The organism is Roseobacter sp. MH60115 (assembly GCF_015644665.1).
In the GTDB taxonomy this organism is placed as follows: domain Bacteria; phylum Pseudomonadota; class Alphaproteobacteria; order Rhodobacterales; family Rhodobacteraceae; genus Roseobacter.
The window spans coordinates 57610-81799 of the sequence record NZ_JADOBQ010000011.1 but is presented as its reverse complement, the minus strand read 5'-3'; the positions used below and the strand labels follow the sequence as shown (position 1 = coordinate 81799).

Annotated in this window: 17 protein-coding genes and 1 pseudogene; 9 read left to right on the top strand and 9 right to left on the bottom strand. The window is 61.4% G+C overall.

The annotated features are described in order from the left end of the window. Positions 1–46: 46 nt before the first annotated feature. Entirely contained in the window at positions 47–943 is an 897-nt protein-coding gene (locus tag ISX84_RS21970) for a LysR family transcriptional regulator (RefSeq protein ID WP_195822562.1), read from the bottom strand. Positions 944–1112: 169 nt separating this feature from the next. Here ISX84_RS21970 and ISX84_RS21965 point away from each other — a divergent pair, with 169 nt between their 5' ends. The 4 genes and pseudogenes from ISX84_RS21965 (at position 1113) to ISX84_RS21955 (ending at position 6077) form a co-directional block, all read left to right on the top strand. Next, positions 1113–2612 carry a CoA-acylating methylmalonate-semialdehyde dehydrogenase gene (locus ISX84_RS21965; RefSeq protein WP_195822561.1) on the top strand — a complete coding sequence of 500 codons (1500 nt, stop codon included), beginning with the start codon at positions 1113–1115 and terminating at the stop codon, positions 2610–2612. Between the two features lie 143 nt (positions 2613–2755). Then, a pseudogene (locus ISX84_RS23510) lies at positions 2756–3724 on the top strand (enoyl-CoA hydratase/isomerase family protein); the annotation flags it as partial. 30 nt (positions 3725–3754) lie between these two features. Then, positions 3755–4678 (top strand): 3-hydroxyisobutyrate dehydrogenase, encoded by a 924-nt coding sequence (mmsB, locus tag ISX84_RS23505; protein ID WP_326838781.1) that lies wholly within the window; start codon positions 3755–3757, stop codon positions 4676–4678. Between the two features lie 154 nt (positions 4679–4832). Next, positions 4833–6077 carry a sensor domain-containing phosphodiesterase gene (locus ISX84_RS21955; protein WP_229884493.1) on the top strand — a complete coding sequence of 415 codons (1245 nt, stop codon included), beginning with the start codon at positions 4833–4835 and terminating at the stop codon, positions 6075–6077. Positions 6078–6167: 90 nt separating this feature from the next. Here ISX84_RS21955 and uvrA read toward each other — a convergent pair whose 3' ends face one another. The 8 genes from uvrA to ISX84_RS21915 form a co-directional block, all read right to left on the bottom strand. Next, on the bottom strand, positions 6168–9050 hold the full coding sequence (uvrA, locus tag ISX84_RS21950; RefSeq protein WP_195822559.1) for an excinuclease ABC subunit UvrA: 2883 nt from the start codon (positions 9048–9050) through the stop codon (positions 6168–6170). 80 nt (positions 9051–9130) lie between these two features. Continuing rightward, positions 9131–10288: an MFS transporter gene (locus ISX84_RS21945; protein WP_195822558.1), complete on the bottom strand. Its 1158-nt coding sequence runs from the start codon at positions 10286–10288 to the stop codon at positions 9131–9133. Positions 10289–10371: 83 nt separating this feature from the next. Further along, positions 10372–10977, bottom strand: coding sequence for a hypothetical protein (locus ISX84_RS21940; RefSeq protein ID WP_195822557.1), 606 nt, complete (start codon positions 10975–10977; stop codon positions 10372–10374). 306 nt (positions 10978–11283) lie between these two features. Then, positions 11284–12681: a dihydrolipoyl dehydrogenase gene (lpdA, locus tag ISX84_RS21935; protein ID WP_195822556.1), complete on the bottom strand. Its 1398-nt coding sequence runs from the start codon at positions 12679–12681 to the stop codon at positions 11284–11286. Positions 12682–12812: 131 nt separating this feature from the next. Next, on the bottom strand, positions 12813–13397 hold the full coding sequence (locus ISX84_RS21930) for a DUF924 family protein (protein ID WP_195822555.1): 585 nt from the start codon (positions 13395–13397) through the stop codon (positions 12813–12815). A 91-nt stretch (positions 13398–13488) separates the two neighbouring features. Then, positions 13489–14754: an MFS transporter gene (locus ISX84_RS21925; RefSeq protein ID WP_195822554.1), complete on the bottom strand. Its 1266-nt coding sequence runs from the start codon at positions 14752–14754 to the stop codon at positions 13489–13491. A 108-nt stretch (positions 14755–14862) separates the two neighbouring features. After that, positions 14863–15912 (bottom strand): tRNA preQ1(34) S-adenosylmethionine ribosyltransferase-isomerase QueA, encoded by a 1050-nt coding sequence (gene queA, locus ISX84_RS21920; RefSeq protein ID WP_195822553.1) that lies wholly within the window; start codon positions 15910–15912, stop codon positions 14863–14865. Positions 15913–15922: 10 nt separating this feature from the next. After that, positions 15923–19210: a YhdP family protein gene (locus tag ISX84_RS21915; protein WP_326838780.1), complete on the bottom strand. Its 3288-nt coding sequence runs from the start codon at positions 19208–19210 to the stop codon at positions 15923–15925. Between the two features lie 173 nt (positions 19211–19383). Here ISX84_RS21915 and ISX84_RS21910 point away from each other — a divergent pair, with 173 nt between their 5' ends. The 5 genes from ISX84_RS21910 to ISX84_RS21890 all read left to right on the top strand — a co-directional run bounded on the left by ISX84_RS21910 (position 19384) and on the right by ISX84_RS21890 (position 23757). Continuing rightward, complete coding sequence (locus ISX84_RS21910) at positions 19384–19845, top strand: peroxiredoxin (RefSeq protein WP_195822551.1); 462 nt, start codon at positions 19384–19386, stop codon at positions 19843–19845. After that, positions 19842–20651, top strand: coding sequence for a ferritin-like domain-containing protein (locus ISX84_RS21905; protein ID WP_195822550.1), 810 nt, complete (start codon positions 19842–19844; stop codon positions 20649–20651). The genes ISX84_RS21910 and ISX84_RS21905 overlap by 4 nt, the downstream gene beginning before the upstream one ends. Before the next feature lie 182 nt (positions 20652–20833). Then, positions 20834–22165: a DUF5930 domain-containing protein gene (locus ISX84_RS21900; protein WP_195822549.1), complete on the top strand. Its 1332-nt coding sequence runs from the start codon at positions 20834–20836 to the stop codon at positions 22163–22165. Next, complete coding sequence (locus ISX84_RS21895; RefSeq protein WP_195822548.1) at positions 22155–22655, top strand: bactofilin family protein; 501 nt, start codon at positions 22155–22157, stop codon at positions 22653–22655. Before ISX84_RS21900 ends, ISX84_RS21895 begins: the two co-directional genes overlap by 11 nt. A 643-nt stretch (positions 22656–23298) precedes the next feature. Next, positions 23299–23757, top strand: a complete 459-nt coding sequence (locus ISX84_RS21890; RefSeq protein ID WP_195822547.1) for a hypothetical protein — start codon at positions 23299–23301, stop codon at positions 23755–23757. The last annotated feature ends 433 nt before the right edge of the window (positions 23758–24190 follow it).

The window sequence follows — 24190 nt, the reverse complement described above, 5'->3', positions numbered from 1 at the left end:
GAGACGTGTTGCACCCCCTCCAGCGTCACCGCAAAGCGGCATCAAGTCAAGCCAGCGCTTCGAGTCGTGCAACTTCTGCGCGCAAACCGGCGGTCAGCGCCTGCGCAAAGCGGCTCAACCTCAGGTTACGCTGATCATCGGCATGGCGGATCAGGTAAAACGCCCGCGTCAGGCTGATCTGATCGGTGAGGATGCGGCGCACGCCAGGCATGGCCGGTACCGAGAAATCATGCGCAATGCCGATGCCGCCGCCCTGCCGAATCCAGTTGATTTGCACCGAAACCGAATTGGAGGCCAAGGGCACGCGGGTAATCCCCAGATCGCTGAGATAATCCAGCTCGCGGTCAAAGATCATGTCGGGAATATAGCCGACCAGACGGTGGTGGCGCAGATCATCGCCTGTCTCAATCGGCGGGCTTTTGACCAGATAGTGCTCGGAGGCCGCCAGATGCAGGTGGTAGTCGGTGATCTTCTGCACCACCAAACGGCCCGCCGTAGGGGCGCTCACCGCGATGGCCATATCCGCCTCGCGCCGCGACAGGTTGAACACGCGCGGCAGGGCGACGATCTGGATATCGAGGTCCGGGTTTTCATCGGAAATCGCAGCACAGACCTGCGGCAGCAGATAGTTTGCACTGCCGTCCGGCGCGCCGATCCTGATCTGTCCGCTCAGCCGGTCGGACACCTCCGGCAGTTCCGCCACCGCGTTGCGCATCGCCCGCTCGGCAATCTCCGCCCGCGTCAGCAGGGACATCCCCGCCTCTGTCAACGTGTAGCCCTGCGGCGATTTCACGAAGAGCCGCGCCTGCAGAGCCTCTTCCAGCCGCTGCATGCGCCGCCCCAGGGTCGCGGGATCAAGCCGCAAGACCTTGCCCGCCCCTGACAGGGTTTCCTCGCGCGCGACGGCCAAAAAAAGCCGTAGATCGTCCCAGTTTGTCTGCACCTGATCGCCTTCCAAACAGCCATGCGCTTGCACGGTGTTTTGCAAAATCACAAAACAACTTTGTCATCTTGCCTCTTTCACCCCTGTTTTTGCAAGACTATGGTTCTGGCAATTTCTAAATCGCTGGCACAGGCTGTCAGGCGTCGAACCAACCCCTGCGGAGGACCCCATGCAAGAACTCACCCACTATATGAACGGCGCACATGTAAAAGGCACCTCCGGGCGCTTTGCCGATGTGATGAACCCGGCCACGGGCGAGGTGCAGGCCAAATGCCCGTTGGCCTCCAAGGCCGAGGTGGAACAGGCCGTGGCGTTCGCCGCCGCCGCGCAACCCGCCTGGGCCGCGGTGAACCCGCAGCGCCGTGCCCGCGTGCTGATGAAATTCGTCGACCTGCTGAACCGCGACATGGACAAATTGTCCGAAGCGCTGAGCCGCGAGCACGGCAAGACCCTGCCCGACGCCGCCGGTGACGTGCAGCGCGGCCTTGAGGTTGTGGAATACTGCATCGGCGCACCGCAGTTGCTCAAGGGTGAATACACCGACAGCGCTGGTCCGGGCATCGACATGTATTCCATGCGTCAGGCGCTTGGCGTCACGGCGGGCATCACGCCCTTCAACTTCCCCGCGATGATCCCCATGTGGATGTTTGCCCCCGCCATCGCCTGCGGCAACGCCTTTATCCTCAAACCCTCCGAACGCGATCCTTCCGTGCCGCTGATGCTGACCGAACTGATGGAAGAGGCCGGGCTGCCCAAAGGCATCTTGCAGGTGGTGAACGGCGACAAGGAGGCGGTTGACGCGATCCTCTATGACCAGACGATCCAGTCCATCGGCTTTGTCGGCTCCACGCCGATTGCCGAATATATCTACGGCACTGGCTGCGCGCAGGGCAAACGCGTACAGTGTTTTGGCGGCGCCAAGAACCACATGATCGTCATGCCCGATGCGGATATGGATCAGGCCGCCGACGCGCTGGTGGGCGCGGGCTATGGTGCGGCGGGCGAACGCTGCATGGCCATCTCCGTTGCTGTCCCGGTGGGCGATGAAACCGCCGACCGTCTGATCGAAAAGCTCGTCCCGCGCATCGAAAAGCTGAAAGTCGGCCCCTACACGGGCGGCACAGATGTGGATTACGGCCCTGTTGTGACCGCTGCCGCCAAGGCCAACATCGAACGTTTGGTGCAGACCGGCATCGACCAGGGCGCCAAGCTGGTCGTCGATGGGCGCGATTTCAGCCTGCAGGGTTATGAGGAAGGCTTCTTCATCGGCCCGCATCTTTTCGACAATGTCACCAAGGACATGGACATCTACAAGACCGAGATTTTCGGGCCGGTGCTCTCCACCGTGCGGGCACAAAGCTACGAAGAGGCGCTGGGGCTGGCGATGGATCACGAATACGGCAACGGCACCGCGATCTTCACCCGGGACGGCGACGCCGCGCGCGATTTTGCCAACCGGGTGAATGTGGGCATGATCGGGGTGAATGTGCCGATCCCGGTGCCGCTGGCCTACCACACCTTTGGCGGCTGGAAGAAATCCGTCTTTGGCGACCTGAACCAGCACGGGCCGGATGCCTTCAAGTTCTACACCCGCACGAAAACGATCACCTCGCGCTGGCCCTCCGGCATCAAGGAAGGTGGCGAGTTCAACTTCAAGCCGATGGAATGAACACCGCAGGGCGGCGCGACCCGCCGCCCTCGCCTCATCTGGCATGCCCTTCAAACGCTTCCCGGCACCAAGCCTCGCGGCGCCTTGAAAAGCAGCATGGGCCAAGCGATACATCCCATCAAACGACGCGTGGGCGGAGATAAATGACCGACATTCGCATTCGAACAACGGGCACCACCGGGCGCATCACATTGGCCCGGCCTAAGGCGCTCAACGCCATGACCTATCAGATGTGTCTGGCGATCGAAGAGGCGTTGGACCGCTGGCGCGACAAGGCCGCAGTGACGCAGGTCGTCATCGACGCCGAGGGGGACAGGGCCTTTTGCGCCGGGGGTGATATTGCCGAACTGTATGACACCGGCACACGTGGGGATTTCGCCTACGGCCAGACCTTTTGGGCGGATGAATACCGCCTGAACGCGAAGATTTTCGAATACCCCAAACCCGTCATCTCCTTTCTCCAGGGCTTTACCATGGGCGGTGGCGTTGGCATCGGATGCCACGGGTCTCACCGCATCGTCGGACAGTCGAGCCAGATTGCCATGCCGGAATGCGGCATCGGTCTGGTCCCTGATGTGGGCGGCACGCTGATGCTGGCGCTGGCACCGGGGCGGCTGGGGGAATATCTCGGCACCACTGCGGCGCGGATGTCGGCGGCGGATGCGATCCTTGCGGGCTTTGCCGATCTCTATATCTCGGAAGATCACTGGCCGGACCTGATCGACCGGTTGGAACAGGGCGCGGGCCCGGATATCCTTGCCGACGCCGCGCAGGAGGCCCCGGCCGGTACCCTCGCAGACCTTCGGGAGGAGATCGACCGTCACTTCGGCGGCGAAACCCTTGCCGACATCCTCACCACGCTGCGGCACGCGGAGAGCGAATTCGCCGGCGACACCCTGAAAAAGATGCAACGCAACAGCCCGCTCTCCATGGCCAGCACGGTCGAGATTCTTCACCGCCTGCGGGGGCCTTCGTTGACCATGGCAAAGGCGCTGGAACTGGAATACCGTTTCACCTTCCGCGCGATGAAGCACGGTGATTTCCTTGAAGGCATTCGCGCCGCGATCATCGACAAGGACCGCGCGCCGAAGTGGCAATTCGCGGATCAGAAGGTGCCTGCGGCAGCGGTGAGCAAGATGCTGATGCCGCTGGGAAAAAACACGTTGAAACTGGAGGGGAAACAGATGGACGCGCTAAAGATAGGCTTTATCGGTTTGGGTAATATGGGGGCGCCGATGGCGGCCAATCTGGCCAAGGCTGGATGCGTCGTGACCGGTTTCGACACGGCGGTCAGCGCGGCGGAGGGCGTGACAATTGCCGCCTCTGCCACGGAGGCGGCGCGCGATGCAGATGTGGTGATCACGATGCTGCCAAACGGCGACATCCTGCGCCGGGTCGCCGCCGACATCCTGCCCGCGATGCCACAAGGTGCCTTGCTGCTCGACTGCTCCACCGTGGATGTGGAAAGCGCCCGCGCGGTGGCTGATGAAGCCAAGGACGGTGGTCAGTTGTTTGTGGACGCGCCCGTCTCCGGCGGCATCGGCGGTGCGGCGGGCGGTACGCTGACCTTCATGGCGGGCGGCACGGAACAGGCCTTTGCCAAAGCACAACCGCTCTTTGACATCATGGGGCAGAAAGCGGTGCATTGTGGCGATGCCGGGGCCGGACAGGCCGCAAAGATCTGCAACAACATGATCCTCGGCGCGACGATGATTGCCACCTGCGAGGCCTTTGCCCTGGCCGATAAACTCGGGCTCGACCGACAGAAAATGTTCGACGTGGTCAGCACGTCCTCGGGGTACTCTTGGTCGATGAACGCCTACTGCCCCGCCCCCGGCGTCGGGCCGCAGAGCCCGGCAGACAATGGCTACACACCCGGTTTTGCCGCAGAGCTGATGCTCAAGGATCTGGGCCTGAGCCAGCAGGCTGCCGAGGCCGTTGATGCCGACACGCCGATGGGCGCCCGGGCGCTGGAACTCTACCGTCAGTTCGTCGAAGAAGAAGCGGGTGAGGGCAAGGATTTCTCCGCCATGCTGCCCCGCTTTGCCAAGCGTGGGCGGGCATGATCGAGAGCAGGTTCAGGGCCGCCGCATATCATACCTCGCAGCCTAACGCCTAAAAAGTGGCACGAATTTTCCGCAGATAGGCCGGGGCAGGAAAGATTTCGTCAGCATGTGCCGCCTTAGAGTGCCTGAAATTATAGTTTCAAGGCTTCTTGGCATGACTGACGAAATCCCCGGCAATCCGTTGCCCATCGCGGCGCGCGTCAACCCAATGGGCGGTGACGACACCATCCAGATGGCATTGGATTTCGTACGGACCCATCTGAATATGGAAGTGGCTTATCTGTCGGAATTCGTGGGCGACGATCTTGTCTTCCGGGCCGTCAGCGCCCCGGGCTTCGAAGAGATGTGTTTTGTCGGGGGGTCGATGCCGCTGGATCAGGTCTATTGTCGGCACATTCTGGCGGGACGGTTGCCCGAACTGATCCCGGACACCGCTGATGAGCCGCTCTGCGCAGATATTGCACTGACCAATGCGATCCCGATCAAGGCCCATGTCAGCGTACCGATCCGCCGTCCCGACGGGACACCCTATGGCATGTTCTGCTGCCTCAGCCGCACCGCGCAGCGCGACCTCAACCCGCGCGATCTTGAGGTGATGCGTGCCTTTGCCGATTTGTCCGCCGAGCAGGTGAATACCAAAATCACCACCCGGGTCGAACGGCAGGCCATCCGCTCACGCATCGAACAGATCCAGGCCGATGAGGCATTCGACATTGTCTATCAGCCAATCGTGGATTTGAACGGGAAGAGACCGAAGGGGTTTGAGGCACTCTGCCGTTTCCGGTCGGAGCCATATCGCCCGCCCAACCTCTGGTTCGACGATGCGCTTGTGGTCGGGATGCAGGCTGATCTGGAAATCGCGGTCATCCGCAAAGCTTTGCTGGCGCTGGAGCAGCTGCCGCAGGATACTTATCTGTCGGTCAACGCGTCCCCTGCAACGGTCGGAACGGGCCTTCTCGCCGATCTCTTCGCCAACTACCCGCAGGAGCGTATCGTGCTGGAAGTCACCGAACATTCCATGGTCGAAGACTATGAAGAGCTGCTCGGACATCTGGAAATCCTGAGGTTTCGCGGCGTCCGCCTGGCCATCGACGATGCCGGCGCCGGCTACTCCGGCCTGCAACATATCGTCAAGCTCAAGCCCGATCTGATCAAGCTCGACATCTCGCTGACCTCGAGCATCGACACCGACGTGGTGCGCCGCTCTCTGGGCGCTGCTCTGGTGCGCTTTGCGGTGGAAATCGGCGCTGACATCGTCGCGGAAGGGATTGAAACGGACGCAGAGCTGAACGCCCTGAGCAACCTGGGTGTGCCTTTGGCGCAGGGCTACTACCTTGGAAAGCCGGGGGATCTGGACAGCGCGCTCGCCTGGTTCAAGGATGGCAAGAAACGCGCGTGATCCTGGTATCCAACGCCTGCCACTTGGGGTCGCCAGCGTCGTTGTACGGCGCAAGCACGCCGCCCATCGGTACAGCGTCGGGCCTGACAATCACTCTGCGGCGACGCGCCGGGCCTGCGACAACATCGGCTTGAGGTATTTACCGGTGTAGCTTTCCACCACTTCTGCAACCTCTTCCGGCGTACCGGTCGCCACGATCTGACCCCCTCCGTCACCGCCTTCCGGGCCGATGTCGATGATATGGTCGGCGGTTTTCACCACGTCGAGGTTGTGTTCGATCACGATCACGGAGTTGCCCTGATCCACCAGCTCGTGCAGCACTTCCAGAAGCTTGCGCACGTCCTCGAAATGCAGGCCGGTCGTCGGTTCATCGAGTATGTAGAGCGTGCGGCCCGTGGACCGTTTGCTCAGTTCCTTCGACAGCTTTACCCGCTGTGCCTCGCCGCCCGAGAGCGTTGTCGCCTGCTGACCAACCTTGATGTAGCCCAAGCCCACGCGCATCAGTGCGTCCATCTTTTCCCGGATCGACGGCACGGCGGAGAAGAATTCCTGCGCGTCCTCGACCGTCATGTCGAGCACATCCGCGATGGACTTGCCCTTGAACTTGATCTCCAGCGTCTCACGGTTGTAGCGCGCGCCCTTGCAGGTTTCGCATTCCACATAGACGTCGGGCAGGAAGTGCATCTCGATCTTGATCACCCCGTCACCCTGGCAGGCCTCACAGCGGCCCCCCTTCACGTTGAAACTGAACCGCCCGGGCTTGTAGCCGCGCGCCTTGGCCTCGGGCAGCCCGGCGAACCAGTCCCGGATCGGGGTGAAGGCGCCTGTATAGGTCGCCGGGTTTGAGCGGGGCGTGCGCCCGATCGGCCGTTGATCGATGTCGATGACCTTGTCGAGATGCTCCAACCCCTTGATTGTCTCACAGGGGGCTGGTGTCTGGCGGGCACCATTGAGCCGCATCGAGGCGGTCTTGAACAACGTTTCGATCGTCAGGGTGGATTTGCCGCCGCCTGACACCCCGGTGACGCAGACGAATTTACCCAGCGGATAATCGACGGTCACATTGCGCAGGTTGTTGCCGGTCGCTCCGACCACCTGCAGCTTTTTCTTGTTGCCGCCGCGCCGTTCTGCCGGAATCGCAATTTCGCGCGCACCGGTCAGGTACTGGCCGGTGATCGACTTCTTCGACGCCGCAATCTTGCGCGGGGTGCCGTGGGCCACCACTTCACCGCCGTGCACGCCCGCGCCCGGGCCTATGTCGAACACGTAATCCGCCTCGCGAATGGCCTCCTCGTCATGCTCCACCACAATAACCGTGTTGCCCTGATCGCGCAGGTTCTTAAGCGTCAGCAGCAGCCGGTCATTGTCCCGTTGATGCAGCCCGATGGAGGGCTCATCGAGCACGTAGAGTACGCCGGTCAGACCCGAGCCGATCTGCGAGGCCAGCCGGATGCGCTGGCTCTCGCCCCCTGAGAGCGTGCCCGCATTGCGGCTGAGCGTGAGGTATTCGAGGCCGACGTTGTTGAGAAAGCCCAGCCTTTCGCGGATTTCCTTGAGGATCGCGCGGGCGATTTCGTTTTTCTGCGCGGTCAAATGCTCCGGCACCGTCTCGCACCAGTCAAAGGCCTCGCGGATCGACATTTCGACCACCTGCCCCACGTGCAGCAGCTTTTCCGCATCATCGGACGGCCCCAGTTTCACCGCCAGAGCCTCGTCCCGCAACCGGTAGCCGCCACAGCTGCCACAGGAGCGATTGTTCTGATAGCGCTCGAATTCCTCGCGGATCCAATTGCTGTCGGTTTCGCGGTAACGCCGCTCCATGTTGGGGATCACACCCTCAAAGGTGCGCGTCACCTGATAGACACGCCCGCCCTCGTCATAGCGAAAGGCAATTTCCTCCTCACCGGAACCGTAAAGGAAGACCTGCTGCACCTTCTCGGGCAGGTCCTTCCACTTGGTCGATTGCTTGAATTTGTAGTGTTTCGCAATGGCCTCAATGGTTTGCAGGAAGTAAGGCGACTTCCCCTTGCGCCAGGGGGCCAGTGCGCCATCGGCGATTTTCAGGTTCTGATCCGGCACCACGAGGCGTTCGTCAAAGAACAGCTCGACGCCCAGACCATCACACTCCGGACAGGCCCCGAAGGGCGCGTTGAAGGAGAATAGGCGCGGTTCGATCTCGGGGATGGTGAAGCCGCTGACCGGACAGGCGAATTTTTCAGAGAAAGTGGTGCGCTCAGGGTCACCTTCGCTGGGCGCGGTCTCCAGGATCGCGATACCATCCGCGAGGTCGAGCGCGGTGCGTAAGGAATCGGCCAGCCGCGTCTCCAGCCCTTCGCGCACAACAATCCGGTCGACCACCACGTCAATGTCATGGCGGAATTTCTTGTCGAGGGTCGGAGGCTCGTCCAATTCATAGAACTCACCGTCCACCTTGACACGCTGGAACCCCTGCTTGCGCAGCTCCAGAAACTCCTTGCGGTATTCGCCCTTGCGGTCGCGGATGATGGGCGCGAGCAGGTAGGCCCGCGTCCCCTCCTCCTTCGCCATCACGCGATCGACCATATCCTGCACCTGCTGCGCCTCGATGGGCTTGCCGGTGGCGGGCGAATAGGGCGTGCCGACGCGGGCGAACAAGAGCCGCATGTAGTCATAGATTTCGGTGACCGTGCCGACGGTGGAGCGCGGGTTCTTGGAGGTGGTTTTCTGCTCAATCGAAATCGCAGGTGACAACCCGGCGATATGATCCACATCCGGCTTCTGCATCATGTCGAGGAACTGCCGCGCATAGGCGCTGAGCGATTCGACATAGCGGCGCTGACCCTCGGCATAGATCGTATCGAAGGCGAGCGAGGACTTACCGGAGCCGGAAAGCCCTGTAATCACAACGAGTTTGTCGCGCGGGATATCCACGTCGATGCTCTTGAGATTGTGCTCGCGCGCGCCGCGCACCTCGATATTCTTCAACTCGGCCATCAGGCACCCCCGTGTAACGGTCTAGACATAGGCGGCTCGCAGGGATTCTCCAACAAAAAAGAGAGAACGTAAAGAGAACATTAAGCGCGACGCCGACGCCTTGCCAAAACCACATGCGCGCAGCCCCCAAGCACAAAGGCGCAGCCCGCCAGAACCGGCAATCCGGCATAGCCCAAAGAGCCTGCCGTGATGGCCATGGCGGGCGTGCCGAGCGTGTTGCCGACATTGCCCATCTGCGCCACTGCCCCGTTGGCTTTGGCCTGGGTCTCCGGGCTGTGGTTCAGCTGGGGCACCGCCGCAAAGCTGGCCCCTTGGATCAGCCCCATGGTGCCCGCAAGGGCAAGACACGCCATCGGCGCGCCCGGGTCAAGCCAAAGCCACCCCATCGACAGACAGCTACCGACAAAACCTGTCAGGATGACGGTGATTGCGGAGACATGCCGCAACATGGCCACCCCCAGCGTCATCGAAGAGGCGATACTGACCAGCGGCATGGCCCCCATCACGAAAGCGCGGCTTTCCCCGGCAATATAGGCGGGCAGCACCGTCAGAATGGACACGAAACAGAAAGTGTAGAAGAGCCAACCGATGGCCGGGGCGGAGATCCAGGGAGAGCGGTAAATCTCAACGTGGTCGCGCAGAATCTTGGACAGGGACAGCGGCGGTGCGGGCTGATCGACGGTCAGCGCCTTAAGCCGCGCGCCCAACAGCAGGGCAAAGGCCGCCATGTAGATTGCATGCGCCGTCAATAGGGCCGGTATGCCTTTCCAGGCGACAAGGGGCAGCCCACCCCAGGCCAGTATCGTGAAGGCCACACCAAAGAAGGTACCCCAGAGGGTCAGCGCCAACCCGCGATCCTTCGGGGCGCAGATCTGCGCGATCAGAGTCGGGGCTGCAACGACAACGGCGAGATGCGACAGCCCCTCCAGCGCGCGGCTGGCCAACATCCATGGCAGCGATGGCAGAAACGCCTGAAACAGGGAGATCGCAGCCCCGACCCAAAGCGCCCAGAGCAGCGCCCGCCGGTAGCGGATGCGGGCCACCATCAAACCAGCCGCGACACCGAAGAAAATGCCCAGCAGGCCGACGATGGAAACGATGAACCCGAGTGACGCGCCTGCGTCCGGGTAGATGTTCGGCAGTTGATCAAAAGTCGCGCTGAACTTGCCATATTGGGCCGCCGCGCCGAGCCCTGCCCCCCAGAGCGCAAGCACCAGTCCCCAAGATGTTGTCTGCATGGCACCAGCCCCCTCTGGCGCGGTATGACAGAGCCGTGTGAGGGTGGCAATCTGATGCTGCGGCAGCCGTGGGTTTGTTCAGCCTAGACCTGCCGTGCCCGCGCACGAAGCACGCCAAGTGTTGCAACCCCGAGCAGGGCAAGCGGCAGCCCGGCTGGTAAGGGCACCGGGGCTGGCTCCGCACTGAGCACTGAGCCAGGGCGGCCGTGCCGCGACGGCGAGCAGCTGCCGCAATCGAGCACACCGGTTGGCGTCATCGTGAACATATTGACCGTATCGGGCACCAGCGGCAGCGCCGCCACCGGCGTGTCGAGCACGTCAAAGCCGTTCAATCCGATGCCGAGCCGGAACGTGCGCGTCCGGTCCGGCCCGTACCAATAGGTGACAACGTCGGTCTGGAAGTTGAGGAAGCTGAATCCGCCTGATGTAAACGTATCGACGACATGTCCCGCACTGGCGCTGCTGAAAGTCTCCCCCGGCAGGGGCCCGATGAGAACGGAAGTGAGCCCTTCAGAGACCGAAATATCCCAGGAGGTGACGGTGTTGAGGTCGCTGTCCCAGACAAAGCTGCCAATGGCCGAGCCGTTGTTTTCAAGCTCAATGTCCATCGTCCATGTGACGGAGGCCGCCTGGGCGCAAACGGCCCATAAGCTGAAAAGGGTGGCTGTTGAAAAACGTAAGATACTCATGACGGGTCGCGTGACCCGAGGCCGCAAGAATGAGATGAGATGGCCGACGCCACAACCCGCACGCCCGCAGGACGCTCTTGCGAAAACGCAGGAGCGGCAGCGCGAGGTGAGACGATCTGCGTGGCGGGTTCTCGGTCAGACGGTTTCTTGTCATGCGATCAGATCTTTGTCGCCAGCCTCCGCCGTCTTGTCCGATGAGAGCGTACCGACAGGCTGCAACGCCGCGACCTAAGCGCCATCGCGCCAGACGCGGTCATGGGCGCCGGTATCCAACCAAGCGCACGCCATGAGCGCGGCTGTCGGAGCCTACATGTGAATGACGCGCCCATAGGCGTCGAGCACGCTTTCGTGCATCATCTCGCTGAGGGTCGGGTGCGGGAAGACGGTGTTCATCAGGTCTTCTTCGGTCGTTTCCAGCTGGCGCCCGACCACATACCCTTGGATCAGCTCGGTGACTTCCGCGCCGACCATATGGGCGCCCAACAGTTCGCCCGTTTTGGCATCGAAAATCGTCTTGATCATGCCTTCCTGCTCGCCCAGGGCGATGGCCTTGCCGTTGCCGATGAAGGGAAAGCGGCCCACCTTGATCTCATAGCCCAATTCCTTTGCCTTGGCCTCGGAATAGCCGACGGAGGCCACCTGCGGGTGGCAATAGGTGCAACCCGCGATGCTCTCGGGCTTGACCGGGTGCACGTCGTTGTGGCCCGCGATCAACTCGGCCACCATGACACCTTCATGGCTGGCTTTATGCGCGAGCCACGGGGCGCCCGCGATGTCGCCGATGGCGTAGAGCCCATCGACGCCGGTGCGGCAGAACTCGTCCGTGACCACATGGGTGCGGTCGATCTTGACGCCAATTGCTTCGAGGCCAAGCCCTTCCACATTGCCGACAATCCCCACCGCAGAGATCACAGTGTCGAACTCGTGTTTCTCGACCTTGCCGCCCACCTCGATATGGGCCGTCACCTTGCCCTTGCCGCGATCCAGCTGCTTGACCATGGCTTTCTGCATGATCTTCATGCCCTGCTTTTCGAAGGATTTTTTCGCGAAGGCAGAGATTTCCGCATCTTCCACGGGCAGCACGCGGTCCATCACCTCGACCACCGTCGTATCGGCGCCCAGCGTGTTGTAGAAGCTGGCAAATTCGATGCCGATGGCGCCGGAACCGATGACCAGCAGTTTCTTGGGCATGTGTTTCGGTTGCAGTGCGTGTTTGTAGGTCCAGACCAGATCGCCATCCGCTTCCAGCCCGGGCAATTCGCGGGCGCGGGCACCGGTGGCCAGCACGATGTTCTTGGCGGTCAGCTCTTCGCTGCCCTTCTCGGTCTTGACGGTCACCTTACCCTTGGCGGGGATCGTGGCCTCGCCCATGAAAACGGTGACCTTGTTCTTCTTCATCAGGTGGCCAATGCCGCCCGAGAGTTGGCCCGCTACCTGGCGGGAACGTTTGACCACAGCGTCGAGGTCATAGCCCACATTGTCCGCCTTGAGCCCGAATTCCTTGGCACGATGCATCAGGTGGAAGACTTCGGAGGAGCGCAACATCGCCTTGGTCGGGATGCAGCCCCAGTTGAGGCAGATGCCGCCCAGATGCTCGCGTTCAATAATGGCGACGGACATGCCCAGCTGCGCACCGCGGATCGCGGCCACATAGCCGCCGGGGCCGGCCCCAATCACAATCAGATCAAAGGATTTCGCAGCCATGACATGTCCTCGCAGATGGGGTTCAAAATATAGTTTACCGTTAAACTATATTTCCATCAGCGGCAACATGAAGTGCGGCGCGACAAATGCGCGCCGCGCAAGAGCGTTTTCTAAGACGCGCGTCAGGTCTTTCAGGCGGCCTTATCGGCCTGAAGGCTGCGGACCATCTCGCCATAGCCGCCGCGCGCGATGAACTCCACCTCTGCCTGCGTCGGGGTCCGGTCAAGCGCCGCATTGCGGTGCGGAAAGCGCCCGAATTGGCGAATGACGGCACGATGCGCCTGCGCATGCAGCAGGTTTTCAGGTCCGTGCTTTGGCATCCGTTCACATACCAGACGCACGCAGCGATCCTGATCACAAAGATTTTCCGAATGCATCAACGGCAGGTAGAAAAACTGGCGCGCGGGCTCGTCGATCCGCATGTCCCAGCCCTTGTCGATGGCTGATTTCGCAGCGGCCAGAGCGGCCCGGTCACTGGCAAAGGCCTGACCGGTGTCGCGGAACATATTGCGGGAAAACTGATCCATCAGGATGATGTAGGCCAGCGCGCCGGAGGGATATGTCAGCCAGAGGGAAAATCGCCCCTCACAGGCTGCTTTCCAGGTTTCTTCGAACCGTATCCTCATCGCCGTATCCAGCGCATCGGACTGCTTGTACCAGCCCTCAGGGCCGATGTCGTCGAGCCAAAAACTCAAGATCTCTTGCGGACCTACCATCACTCACGTCTCCTCATAAACACACTACTAAGGTATGTTACGTCTCGTTTAAGTTAAATGCATAGTCACTTTTTGCATCATTGCGACACATTCAATCAGGGGTAGTTGCATTTTCGTCGCTCAAGTCCGACTCGATGGCGTATTCTTGAGCATATTCAAGCGCAACGGATGTATAAGAAGGCGCCACCGCGACATACGCCCCCGTTTCGTCCACCGGGATGGATTTGCGCACGGTGGAACGGTAGGCGGCGTAGAGCACCAGCGCGGCAAAAAGGATGCCGGTGAAGAGGTAGAACCCGCCCGGCCCCACCGTGTCCATCATATAGCCGGTGATCACCGGTCCGAGGATCGCCCCCAATCCGTTGATGAAGATCAGCCCGCCCGAGGCGGCGGCCATATCCTCATGCTGCAGAAAGTCGTTGGTGTGGGCGATGAGTAGCGAATAGAGCGGGTTCGACATGCCGCCGACAATGAAGGCGGAGACCAGCAGCAGGGTGAAATTGCCACCCAGCACCATGCCGAGTGCAGAGCCTGCAACCCCCACGGCGGAGACGATCAGGATCAGGAACCGGCGGTCCATCCGGTCGGAAATCCACCCGATGGGATATTGCAACAGCACCGCACCAACAAAGAACATCGCCACAAAGGTGGAGATCTGCGCAACTGTCAGCGCCGCTTTGGCGCCATAAACCGAGGCCATGCCGAATTGCGCGGAGAAGACCCCGCCCAGCAGGAACATGCCCACGCAGCCCAGAGGGGAGTAGCCCACCAGTTCTCTCAGGCTCATCGGTTTGGTGGTTTCAAAGGCGGGTGTCGGGCTGATGGACAGCAAAATGGGCGTGACGGCGATCGACACCAGCACCGAAGGGATCACGAACAGGACATAGCCGGAGGGATCGGCCGTGAGCAGCAGCGCCTGGCTGAGCACGATGCCCGCGGTCTGCACGATCATGTAGAGCGACAGCGCCTGCCCGCGGTTTTCATTGGTCGCCGCATTGTTGAGCCAGCTTTCCGCGGTCACATAGACGGCAGAGAAGCAGAAGCCGATCAGCACGCGGCCCAGCGTCCAGAGCCAGACCTCCGTGACGGTGGGATAGAGGATCATGACGGCGGAGATCAGGGACGCAAGCGCTGCAAAGACCCGCACGTGACCGACGCGCCGGATCAGGCCCGGCGCCATGCGCGATCCCCCCAGAAACCCGACGAAATAGGCCGACATGACGATGGACATCTCGAAGGTCGAGAAACCTTCGATCTCGCCGCGAATACCCAGCAGGGTGCCCTGCATGCCGTTGCCCACCATCAACAACGACATCCCGAGCAAGAGCGCCCAAGCGCTAGACAGGACCTGCAGCATGACAATCTCCATTCGGTCGTGGGAGGGACGACGCCCCCTCCTTGCAGGACGGCGTGCGGCCCGTCAGGCCCATGTGCGACTTTGTGAGGTCGCTTTGTGGCAACGCGGTTACGTGGGGAAGAGCAGCGAGGCGTCTCCGTAGGAAAAGAAACGATACTCCCGGGCGATGGCATGCGCGTAAATGCGCCGCACGGTGTCCTGCCCCATGAGCGCGGAGACCAGCATCATCAGCGTGGATTTCGGCAGGTGAAAATTGGTCATCAGCGCGTCGGTGACTTGAAACTCAAAGCCGGGATAGATGAAAATATCGGTGTCCCCTTCCCAGGCGGCGATCTCACCGCCACGCGCGGCCGTCTCGATCAGGCGCAGGGCGGTGGTGCCGACCGGGATCACCCGGCCGCCCGCCTTTCTGGTCGCGGCAATCTCCGCCGCTGCCTGCGCGCTGACCTGTCCCCATTCGGCGTGCATCTTGTGAGTGGTGACATCATCGACCTTGACCGGCAGGAAGGTGCCCGCGCCCACATGCAGCGTCACATGGGTCAAGCTGACACCGTGATCCGCTATGGTCTGCAGCAGCGCCGCGTCAAAGTGCAAGGACGCGGTGGGCGCGGCCACGGCGCCTTTATTGGTGGCAAAAACGGTTTGATAGTCGTCCATATCCCGCGCATCCGCGGGGCGTTTGGCCGCGATATAGGGCGGCAGCGGCATGGCCCCGGCGGCATTCAGCGCGGCATCGAAATCATCGCCCTCAAGGTTGAAGGCCAGATGCCCCTGCCCGTCCGCCGCGCCTTGCAGCGTCGCGCGCAGGTCGGCGCTGAAGATCACCTCCTCGCCGATTTTCAGCTTCTTCAGCGGCTTGATCAGCGCCGCCCAGGTGCCGTCACTGCGCGGCTCCAGCAGGGTCACCTCGATGCGCGCCTGTGTCTCTCCCTGCGCCGATGTCCGGTGGCGCAGCCCGCTGAGCCGCGCCGGGATCACGCGGGTATCGTTCAGCACCAGCCGGTCGCCTGGGCGCAGGTATGTTGTGATGTCCGAAACAACGGCATCGGCAATGTCGGCCCCTTGCGCAACCAGCAGGCGGGCCGAGGTGCGTGGCACTGCCGGGCGGGTCGCGATCAGCCCGTCGGGCAAATCGAAATCAAAATCACTCAGTTTCATGAGGGGCCTTTTAGCGATCTTCGCCGCGGGTGAAAGTGGGCGCTTCACGTTCCGGGGCGGGCGGCGGCGGGGTTTCGCCTTCGACCAGCGGCACATCGGGCTTCGGCGGGCGGAAAAGGTCGCGGATCCCGCCCGGTGTGAGCGCCGTCAGCGGGTTCACAAAGACATCCGGATCGCGCACGGTGCCCCCGATGGAGTAGTTGAAGGCAAAGAGCCCTTCGCCCGGGCGGGTAAAGACGCTGCCGATGCCGTTGAGAATGTAGACCGGCGTGATCACACCCTGCATCTGCAAGGCCCCGCTGTCCGTGGCGTAGACACCATCCATCGAGATGCCCATGGAGGAGCCGACCGCGCTGCCTTCACGCAGGGTGATCCGGCGGGGTGACAGGCGAAAATCAGCGTTCACCTCGGAGAAGAACAGGCTGTCGCTGCCTTCGATGTTGAATAGCCCGACGATGCTGACCGCGTTCAGAAGCGCGGCCATGGCGGGCGCGTCCACGACGCTCGTGTTGCGCACCTTTAGCGTGCCATCGAAGGCGCCGCCCGTGCCGACGGGCAGCAACACCAACTCGAAATTTCCACCCCGCACCTGCTGCACGACATTGGCCGAGGCAAAGACGGCGCCCGCATCATTGGCCGTCAGGCGGATGGCGCTGCGCGCGCCCTGCGGGATCATCCGACCGTTTACCTGCGCACCACCGTTGATCCGCCCGGTAAAGACGCCGTCAAGGCCCGCGCCGGTGGTGAACTCTCCGCGCAGACCGTTGATGGCAATGGCATCGGTGACCTGCAGCCGGTTGAGCGTCACGGTGAGCGGTGCGGTCTCGCCTGACGCGGCACCCGCCGGGATGTCCGCCCGCCGCAGATCGAGCGTGCCACCGCGCACGACCACGCCCAGCGGTGCGCCCCGGCCCTGCCCCACCAGATCGATCGGGGCGTCCAGCCAGTTTCCAACCCGCACGCGCGAGAATTGCACCCGGTCAAGCGCGCCGCCCTCAGAGAGGCTCACCGCCCCAACCGCATCGAGACCCGGCGCATCGAGAGCGAGGCGTTCGACCACCGGCACCTCAGCCAGTTCGGCCACCACTTCGAAATCGGCGGCAGTGTTCGCGCCTTTGGACCAGCCAATCGGCGGGATCGAGAGAGTGAGGCCGCGCAGGTCGGAGGTGAGGCGCAGCGCGGGCGACTGATCCTTGGCCAGCGTAATATCAATATCGGCCTTGCCCGCGCCGCGCACGTAGCCCTGCGGCAGGTTGATCCTGAAGGCGTCCAATGCCTCCGGCGAGACATCGATCTCTCCGGTGACCCGCCCCGGTGCGCCGGGGCTGTTCAGGGGTTGCGACCAGGCCACGTCGAAGGGCACACCGTCAAGATCCCCCTGCCCGGCGAGATTGACGCTCTCGTCCGAGGCCACCAGCGCCAGACGGTCGGCCTGCAACACGCGATCCTTGATCAGCGTCTCGCTGCGCAGATTGGCGATGTCGCCGGAGACATCGAATTCAACCGCCTCCACCTCGACCCCTTTGATGAGCGGCAGCGCCACAGTGCCGGACATTTCGGCCCAGCCCTCCGCAAGGGTCACGGGCAGGTTGGCCTTGCGCATCACTTCGAGGGGTTGCTGGTTCAGCATGGACAGGGCCGCTGTCACGGAGGACTTCGTGAGCAGCCGGATCACGCCGGGCGTGCCCTCCTTGGCCTGCACGTCGGGGATGATAAAAGACGATCCCGCCAGATCGATATGCCCGCCTTCCTCCGCCTCGACTCCGCCGCTGTTCACCACCAGAACGAAGCGGTCCTTGAGCAGCGAGGCATGTCCCTTGGCCTCGCGGATATGCGGCATTTCTTTCAAAAATCGAACATGGGCCTCATCGAAGTCAAAGCCGAGATAGGTCTCGGGCTCCTCCCCCGCAGACCAGCGCAGCGCGGCGGCGATGTCCCGCATCCGGCCGCCGTAGAGGTTTTCGCTCAGCCATCTGCGGGTCTTGGCCATCACGTGTTCCGGCCAGAGCTCCATCAGCCGGTCCGGGTCATAGCCGTCCATCTGTGCGTCCACCGCGATATCCCAGCCGCGCGCATCTGCGGAAAGCTTGCCGTTGGCGGTGAGAATGTGACCCTGGTCGATCACCTGCAGCCGCCCCAGATGCAAAGCAAAGGGCCGTGGCGTGAGACGGAAATCGAGCTCGGCCTCGGCAACCTGCACGGGTTCCTCGTAGAAATCCGCCGGGTTGATCCTGAGATTGGTGAGCCGCAGCTGCCCCACCAGATCCTCGATACGACCATTGCCGTCATCGGTAAGCGTGGCTGTCCCGTCCAGCCGCCCGCTGACCCACTTGCTCTCGACCGCAAGCTCATCAAACCGCAAGGTGCGCGCCGCCGGTTCATAGGTGAAATAGCTGCGCGCGCTGTCAATCGGGATGGCGCGGGATTCCGGCGTGGGCTGGATCACGCCCGCCCCGATCTGGAAGGTCGCGTTGAGCGGATCGAATGTGCCATCTTCCCTTACGCCTCCGCGCAGCGAGCCCGAGATGGGCGCGCGCAGCGCCTGCAGCCAGCCAAAGGCCGGGCCCTGCACCGCAACGTCAACGGCATCCACATTTGCGAAGGTGACACCAAAGCGGGAAGCCGTCTGACCGATCTGACCCGCGTAATTCGCAGCGACCGTCGCCACCTGCGCGCCGCCGCTCAGCACCGCAAGATCGACGCCGATCTGCAACGCGGCCCCGGTCCGCTCCAGCGACAGGCTGCCGCCGTCGATGGTCCAGGCGCGGTTGGCCCGCTCATCTTCATAGCGCAGCGTGAGGCCACGCAGATCGGCACTGCGCAGCCGGGCGAGGACCGGACGCAACAGCAGATCGTCCAGGTCCGCGACGAGCCGGGCAAGGTTCGGCGCTTCGCGTGAGACGGTCTGGGTCGCACCGCCCCCCGATAACGTCACGCCGCCGGGCCCGCGCCGCAGGTTCAGGAATATCCCGGTAAGATCAACCGTCTTCAGCTCAAGCTTGCCCTTGAGCAGCCCGGTCATCGACAGGCTCGCCCGCAACTCGGAAAACGAAACGATATCGACACCTTCAGGTGTGGCGATCCGGACATCGCGGATACGGGCGCGCGGGCGCCAGTTCTCATCGACGATCAGCATCATTTCACCAAAGGCGATCTGCGCATCCGGCACGGCCTCAATCAGCCGCGTCTCGATCTGCGCCCGCACCCACGGCGGGATGATGATATCCCGGTCCTTGACCCACAGAACCGCGCTGCCGACAGCGGCTATCACCAGCACAAGGAAAATGGCCGGGATCACATAGCGCTTCTTGCGGCGTCTTCTGGGGCGATCTGACGGGTTTTGTTCCAAATCGGGCTGCGGGTTCGTGGCTGGGACAGGCGACGGGTTAATCGGCGTGGCAGGCCTTCCCTCTGGCCCGCACAGTCCTAATATGTCACTGCAGTGCAAACCTTTAAACCCACGAGAGTGTCATGCCAGAGATTTCCCAACCTGCCCCCGATTTCACCCTGCCCAGCACCGATGGCGGCGATGTCACGCTATCCGCGCTGCAGGGCCAGCCCGTGGTCCTGTTTTTCTATCCACGTGACAACACGCCCGGCTGCACCAAGGAGAGCGTCGGCTTTTCTGAAAGCAAGGCAGCTTTTGAGGCAGCAGGGGCCAAGGTCTTTGGCATCTCCAAGGACAGCATGGCCAGCCATGACAAGTTCGTCGCCAAAAAGGAGCTGACCGTGCCGCTTCTGTCGGACGAGCACGGCTCGGCCTGCGAAGACTATGGCGTGTGGAAGGAAAAGAGCATGTACGGAAAGAAATTCCTCGGCATCGAACGCTCGACCTTCCTGATTGCCGCCGATGGCACGATTGCGCGCATCTGGCCCAAGGTGAAGGTACCCGGCCATGTGGAAGAGGTGCTGGAGGCGGTTCAGGCGCTATGATCCCACTGGCGGAGATGGCCGAGGCGGTGCTGCGCACGGCGGATGGCCGGGAAAAGACCGCGCTGTCGCGCCGCTTTGCCGCCGACTGGCAGGCCGCCCGCGACCGGGGTGAGACACCGCAGATCGGGCGGGCCGATCCGCCGGTGCACCCTGCCCGGCCTGCCGCGCCCGAACTGCTCAGCCCGCGCGATGTGCCGCGCCGCCGACCCGGCACCCCGGAGGGGCGCATCGCCCTTTTGCATGCCGTGGCGCATATCGAACTCAATGCGGTGGACCTGCATTGGGACATCATTGCGCGGTTTGCGCATGTCAAAATGCCCATGGGGTTTTACGATGACTGGGTGAAGGCGGCGGATGAGGAATCCAAACATTTCAATCTGATGTGCGATTGTCTCGAAGAGTTGGGTAGTCACTACGGGGCGCTGCCTGCCCACGCAGGCATGTGGCGCGCCGCCGAAGACACGGTGGATGATTTCATGGGGCGTCTGGCGGTGGTGCCGATGGTGCTGGAAGCCCGCGGCCTCGACGTGACGCCGGGCATGATCGAGATTTTCCGCAAGGCGAAATCGACCTCCGCCGTTGCCGCACTGGAGACCATATATGCCGAAGAGGTCAGCCACGTGGCCTATGGGTCGAAGTGGTTTCACTTCCTCTGCGGTCGGCACGAAGAAGACCCCAAGGAGAGATTTCACGCATTGGTCCGGACCTATTTCCACGGCGCGCTCAAACCACCCTTCAATGAGGAAAAGCGGGCCGAGGCCGGTATTCCCCCGGATTTCTACTGGCCGTTGGCCGACGGCGCTTGAACGCTGAAGCCCCCGAAAACAAGCAGATTTTTGCCGATTTGCAACAATTCAACTTCAAGTTGCGGCGCGCGGTCGAAAGCGGCTTGCCCCGCGAGCGCCCGCTCATTAAGCACTTCGTCGTGTGGTGTTAACCCTCTGGAGAAAGGGCGCGCACCGGGGGAGACGAGCAAAGGGACGGCTTCGTGCGGACACGTTTGGCAATCAAGGTTCACGGACTGCTGGAGCAGTATTTTCCTGAACGCCGCGTGTTTCTGAAGTCCGATACCGACACAAGATTTATCCGCCTGAAGCCCGAAACACAGATGATCGCCTTTGCCGGTGGTGCCCTGCTGGTGTCCTGGACAATCATCGCCACCGCCATCCTGCTGATGGACAGCATCGGGTCCGGCAACTTCCGCGAACAGGCCAAGCGCGATCAGGTGACCTATCAGGCCCGCCTGAATGATCTGTCTGCACAGCGCGATGGCCGCGCCGCCGAGGCACTGGCTGCACAGGAACGGTTCAACGCCGCCCTCAATCAGATTTCCGTGATGCAGTCGGAACTGCTGGCCTCCGAGACCCGGCGGCATGAGCTGGAGACCGGGATCGAGGTGATCCAGACCACGCTGCGCAGCACGATGAAGGAACGCGAAACTGCGCGCAACGCGCTGGCCGCCCTGCAAAGTGATCCGGCGCAGAACGGGACGCAAAATCTGCTTGCGACCAAGGATACCGGCGTGCCGGTCGATTTCCTTGCCGATGCTCTGGCGCGGACTGCGGCTGAACGGGATCAGGTTATTGCGGATGCGCAAGACGCGCTGGTCCATGCGGATGAGCTGGCGCTGGAAATCGCGCTGATGAAGGAAAACAACGATCAGATTTTCCGCCAGCTGGAAGAAGCCATGACCGTCTCGGTTGAGCCGCTGGACAAGATGTTCAAGGCCGCAGGAATGCCGCCACAGCGGATTCTCGATCAGGTGCGGCGCGGCTATTCCGGTCAGGGCGGGCCGCTGACGCCGCTGTCCTTCTCCAGCCGGGGTGAGGAATTGTCACCGGATTTCCTGCGCGCAAACCGTATTCTGGAACAGATGGACACGCTGAACCTTTACCGCATCGCGGCCGAGAAAGCGCCCTTTGCAATGCCGGTGAAGCGCGCCTTTCGTTTCACCAGTGACTATGGCTTCCGGCGCGATCCCAAGACCGGTGGCCGCCGCATGCATAAGGGGGTGGACTTTGCCGCGCCCGCGGGTACCGACCTGCATGCCACGGCGGATGGGGTTGTGATCCACGCAGGCTGGCAGTCCGGCTATGGCCGCCTCATCAAAATCCAACACGACTTTGGCATCGAGACCCGATACGCACATCTGTCAAAAATTCGCGTCAAAGTTGGGCAAAGGGTCTCGCGCGGGGATCATATCGGTGATATGGGTGCAAGCGGACGGGTGACCGGCGTGCACCTTCACTATGAAGTTCGTGTCGGTGGGAAAGCTGTAAACCCAATGATCTATATCAAGGCTGCAAAAGATGTTTTCTAAGAGCAAAATCAACGAACCGGGCCAGAAACAAGCCGAGGATGACAAGAGCACACCGGCGGCGTCTTCCTCTGCCCCGGCAACGCCAAAGCCGACCGAGTACAAAGCGAGCCCTCCCAAGGCAAAGCCGCCAGCCTCCGTGCTGTCGTCGGATTTGCATGTCACGGGCAACATGAAGACAACGGGTGACATCAACGTCGAAGGCACCGTTGAAGGTGACATTCGCGCCCATCTGCTGACCATCGGTGAGACGGCTACGATCAAGGGCGAAGTGATTGCTGACGATGTCGTGGTCAACGGTCGCATCGTGGGTCGCGTGCGCGGCTTGAAGGTCCGCCTTACATCGACGGCGCGGGTTGAGGGTGACATCATCCACAAGACCATCGCTATCGAGAGCGGCGCGCATTTCGAAGGCTCCGTACAGCGTCAGGACGATCCGCTGAACCCCGGCGCCAAGTCGACACCTGCGGCAAAGCCGAACCCTGCGTCGTAGGACGAAAGCACCGAGCAATAAGTGAAGGGCGTCGCAATGCGGCGCCTTTTTTGTTTGGATGCAGCTTAGATCCCAAAGCATGGAAGCGAAACGATGAAATGAACCTGACCCAAACGCCCGAGTAGAGAAGTGCGCCTTCGCTGTGACGTAAATGGCCGTTCTGAGCGGTATGCATTAGGGCAAACAACGACGTGTGTGGAAAACAGACTTAGGTACTCTATGAGACGACTGCGACCATTCGTTGGTCACATGAGCGACCCTGACAGGCGACGCGCCGGATTATGGCGCCTTCAGGCGTTAACCATGATTTAAATTTATGGTGAATTGGTTAATGTTCCCGTTTAACGATAAGGACACTGTGAGGCATTGGAGAGCTGCCTATTGGGCGCGGGGTCTAGTGGTAAGGTCTTCCAGTAACGCGGTTTGGCGTCAAAATGCTTTTGTCTTTGATCTGGATCAAAGACTGGGTGAGGGCGCGGTCGGATAAGCTGATTTCTGCGCAGAAGTGGTTAACCGTCGGCGGGCAAGGTTAACAAGGGGGAAGAGGTTTGGTGTTTAGACGAAGCTCAGCGTGGATCGGGGTGACTTTCATGGTCTGCAACAAATGCTGGCCGCATCAGCGCGACGTCAGAGAGAGCCGGTGATGGACGCTTGGCGCCGGCATCTTGCCAAGGCTTCCTTTGTCGCAGTGACCGTGGCGTTGCCGCGCGATGCGGCTGCCGAGAACCACAGCCACTGCCCGGAGATTTGGTCCGATTATGTCGAGGTAGTGCGGGATATACTGGCGTCTAGCGAAGGAGACGCGCTGCCAGTTTTTTTTGTTGGTACGGGGGGCGAGGTTCACAATTGCCTAGCTGAAGCTATTGATCCTAAGCTTTTTGAGCAACTGGTTTTTTACCATAGAGCAATATCACCTCTTTTCGAGGGCGATTTGGATGGTCCATCATCCGAGTGGCCTACAAGTGTATGCAGTGTGGGAGATGTGCAGAATCCTGCGTTCTCATACCTTGTGGTAGGATTGCCCTACACTTCCCAAATTCTTTCCAAGAAAATTTGTCGCGTGCGAATTGTGAATACACTGACGCGTCGTATTAAGCACTGAATGGAAGTCATCCATGGATGAAGAAAACCAGCCCGAAACAAAGTTGACCCTAGCCAATCCAGGTCGTGGTGGGCTAACGGCATCGCTAGACTTTGGCATTGGTCAATTGAACTACAGTTACGATCCAATAAATGGTGGTTCAAGTGGATTGAGTTGGGGACGTAATGGCATCCAAGTGGATTCAGAAGCAAATGAATGGGGTTGGTCTACGCCGGGACCGGTCAGCATTGGCGAAACACACAAACAAGACGGCGCATACGGCACGTTTGCCCTGGGCAGAGGTCCGCTATCCGTAGGCTTTGAAGTTCACGAAGACAATCCGCGATCAGGCTTTGAGGCTAGTAAGACGCGCAATACCACAGATATACTTGACGAAAACGGCAACTTGGTTGGTCAAAAAGTCATTGATTTTGTAATTAGAAATGGAGCGCCA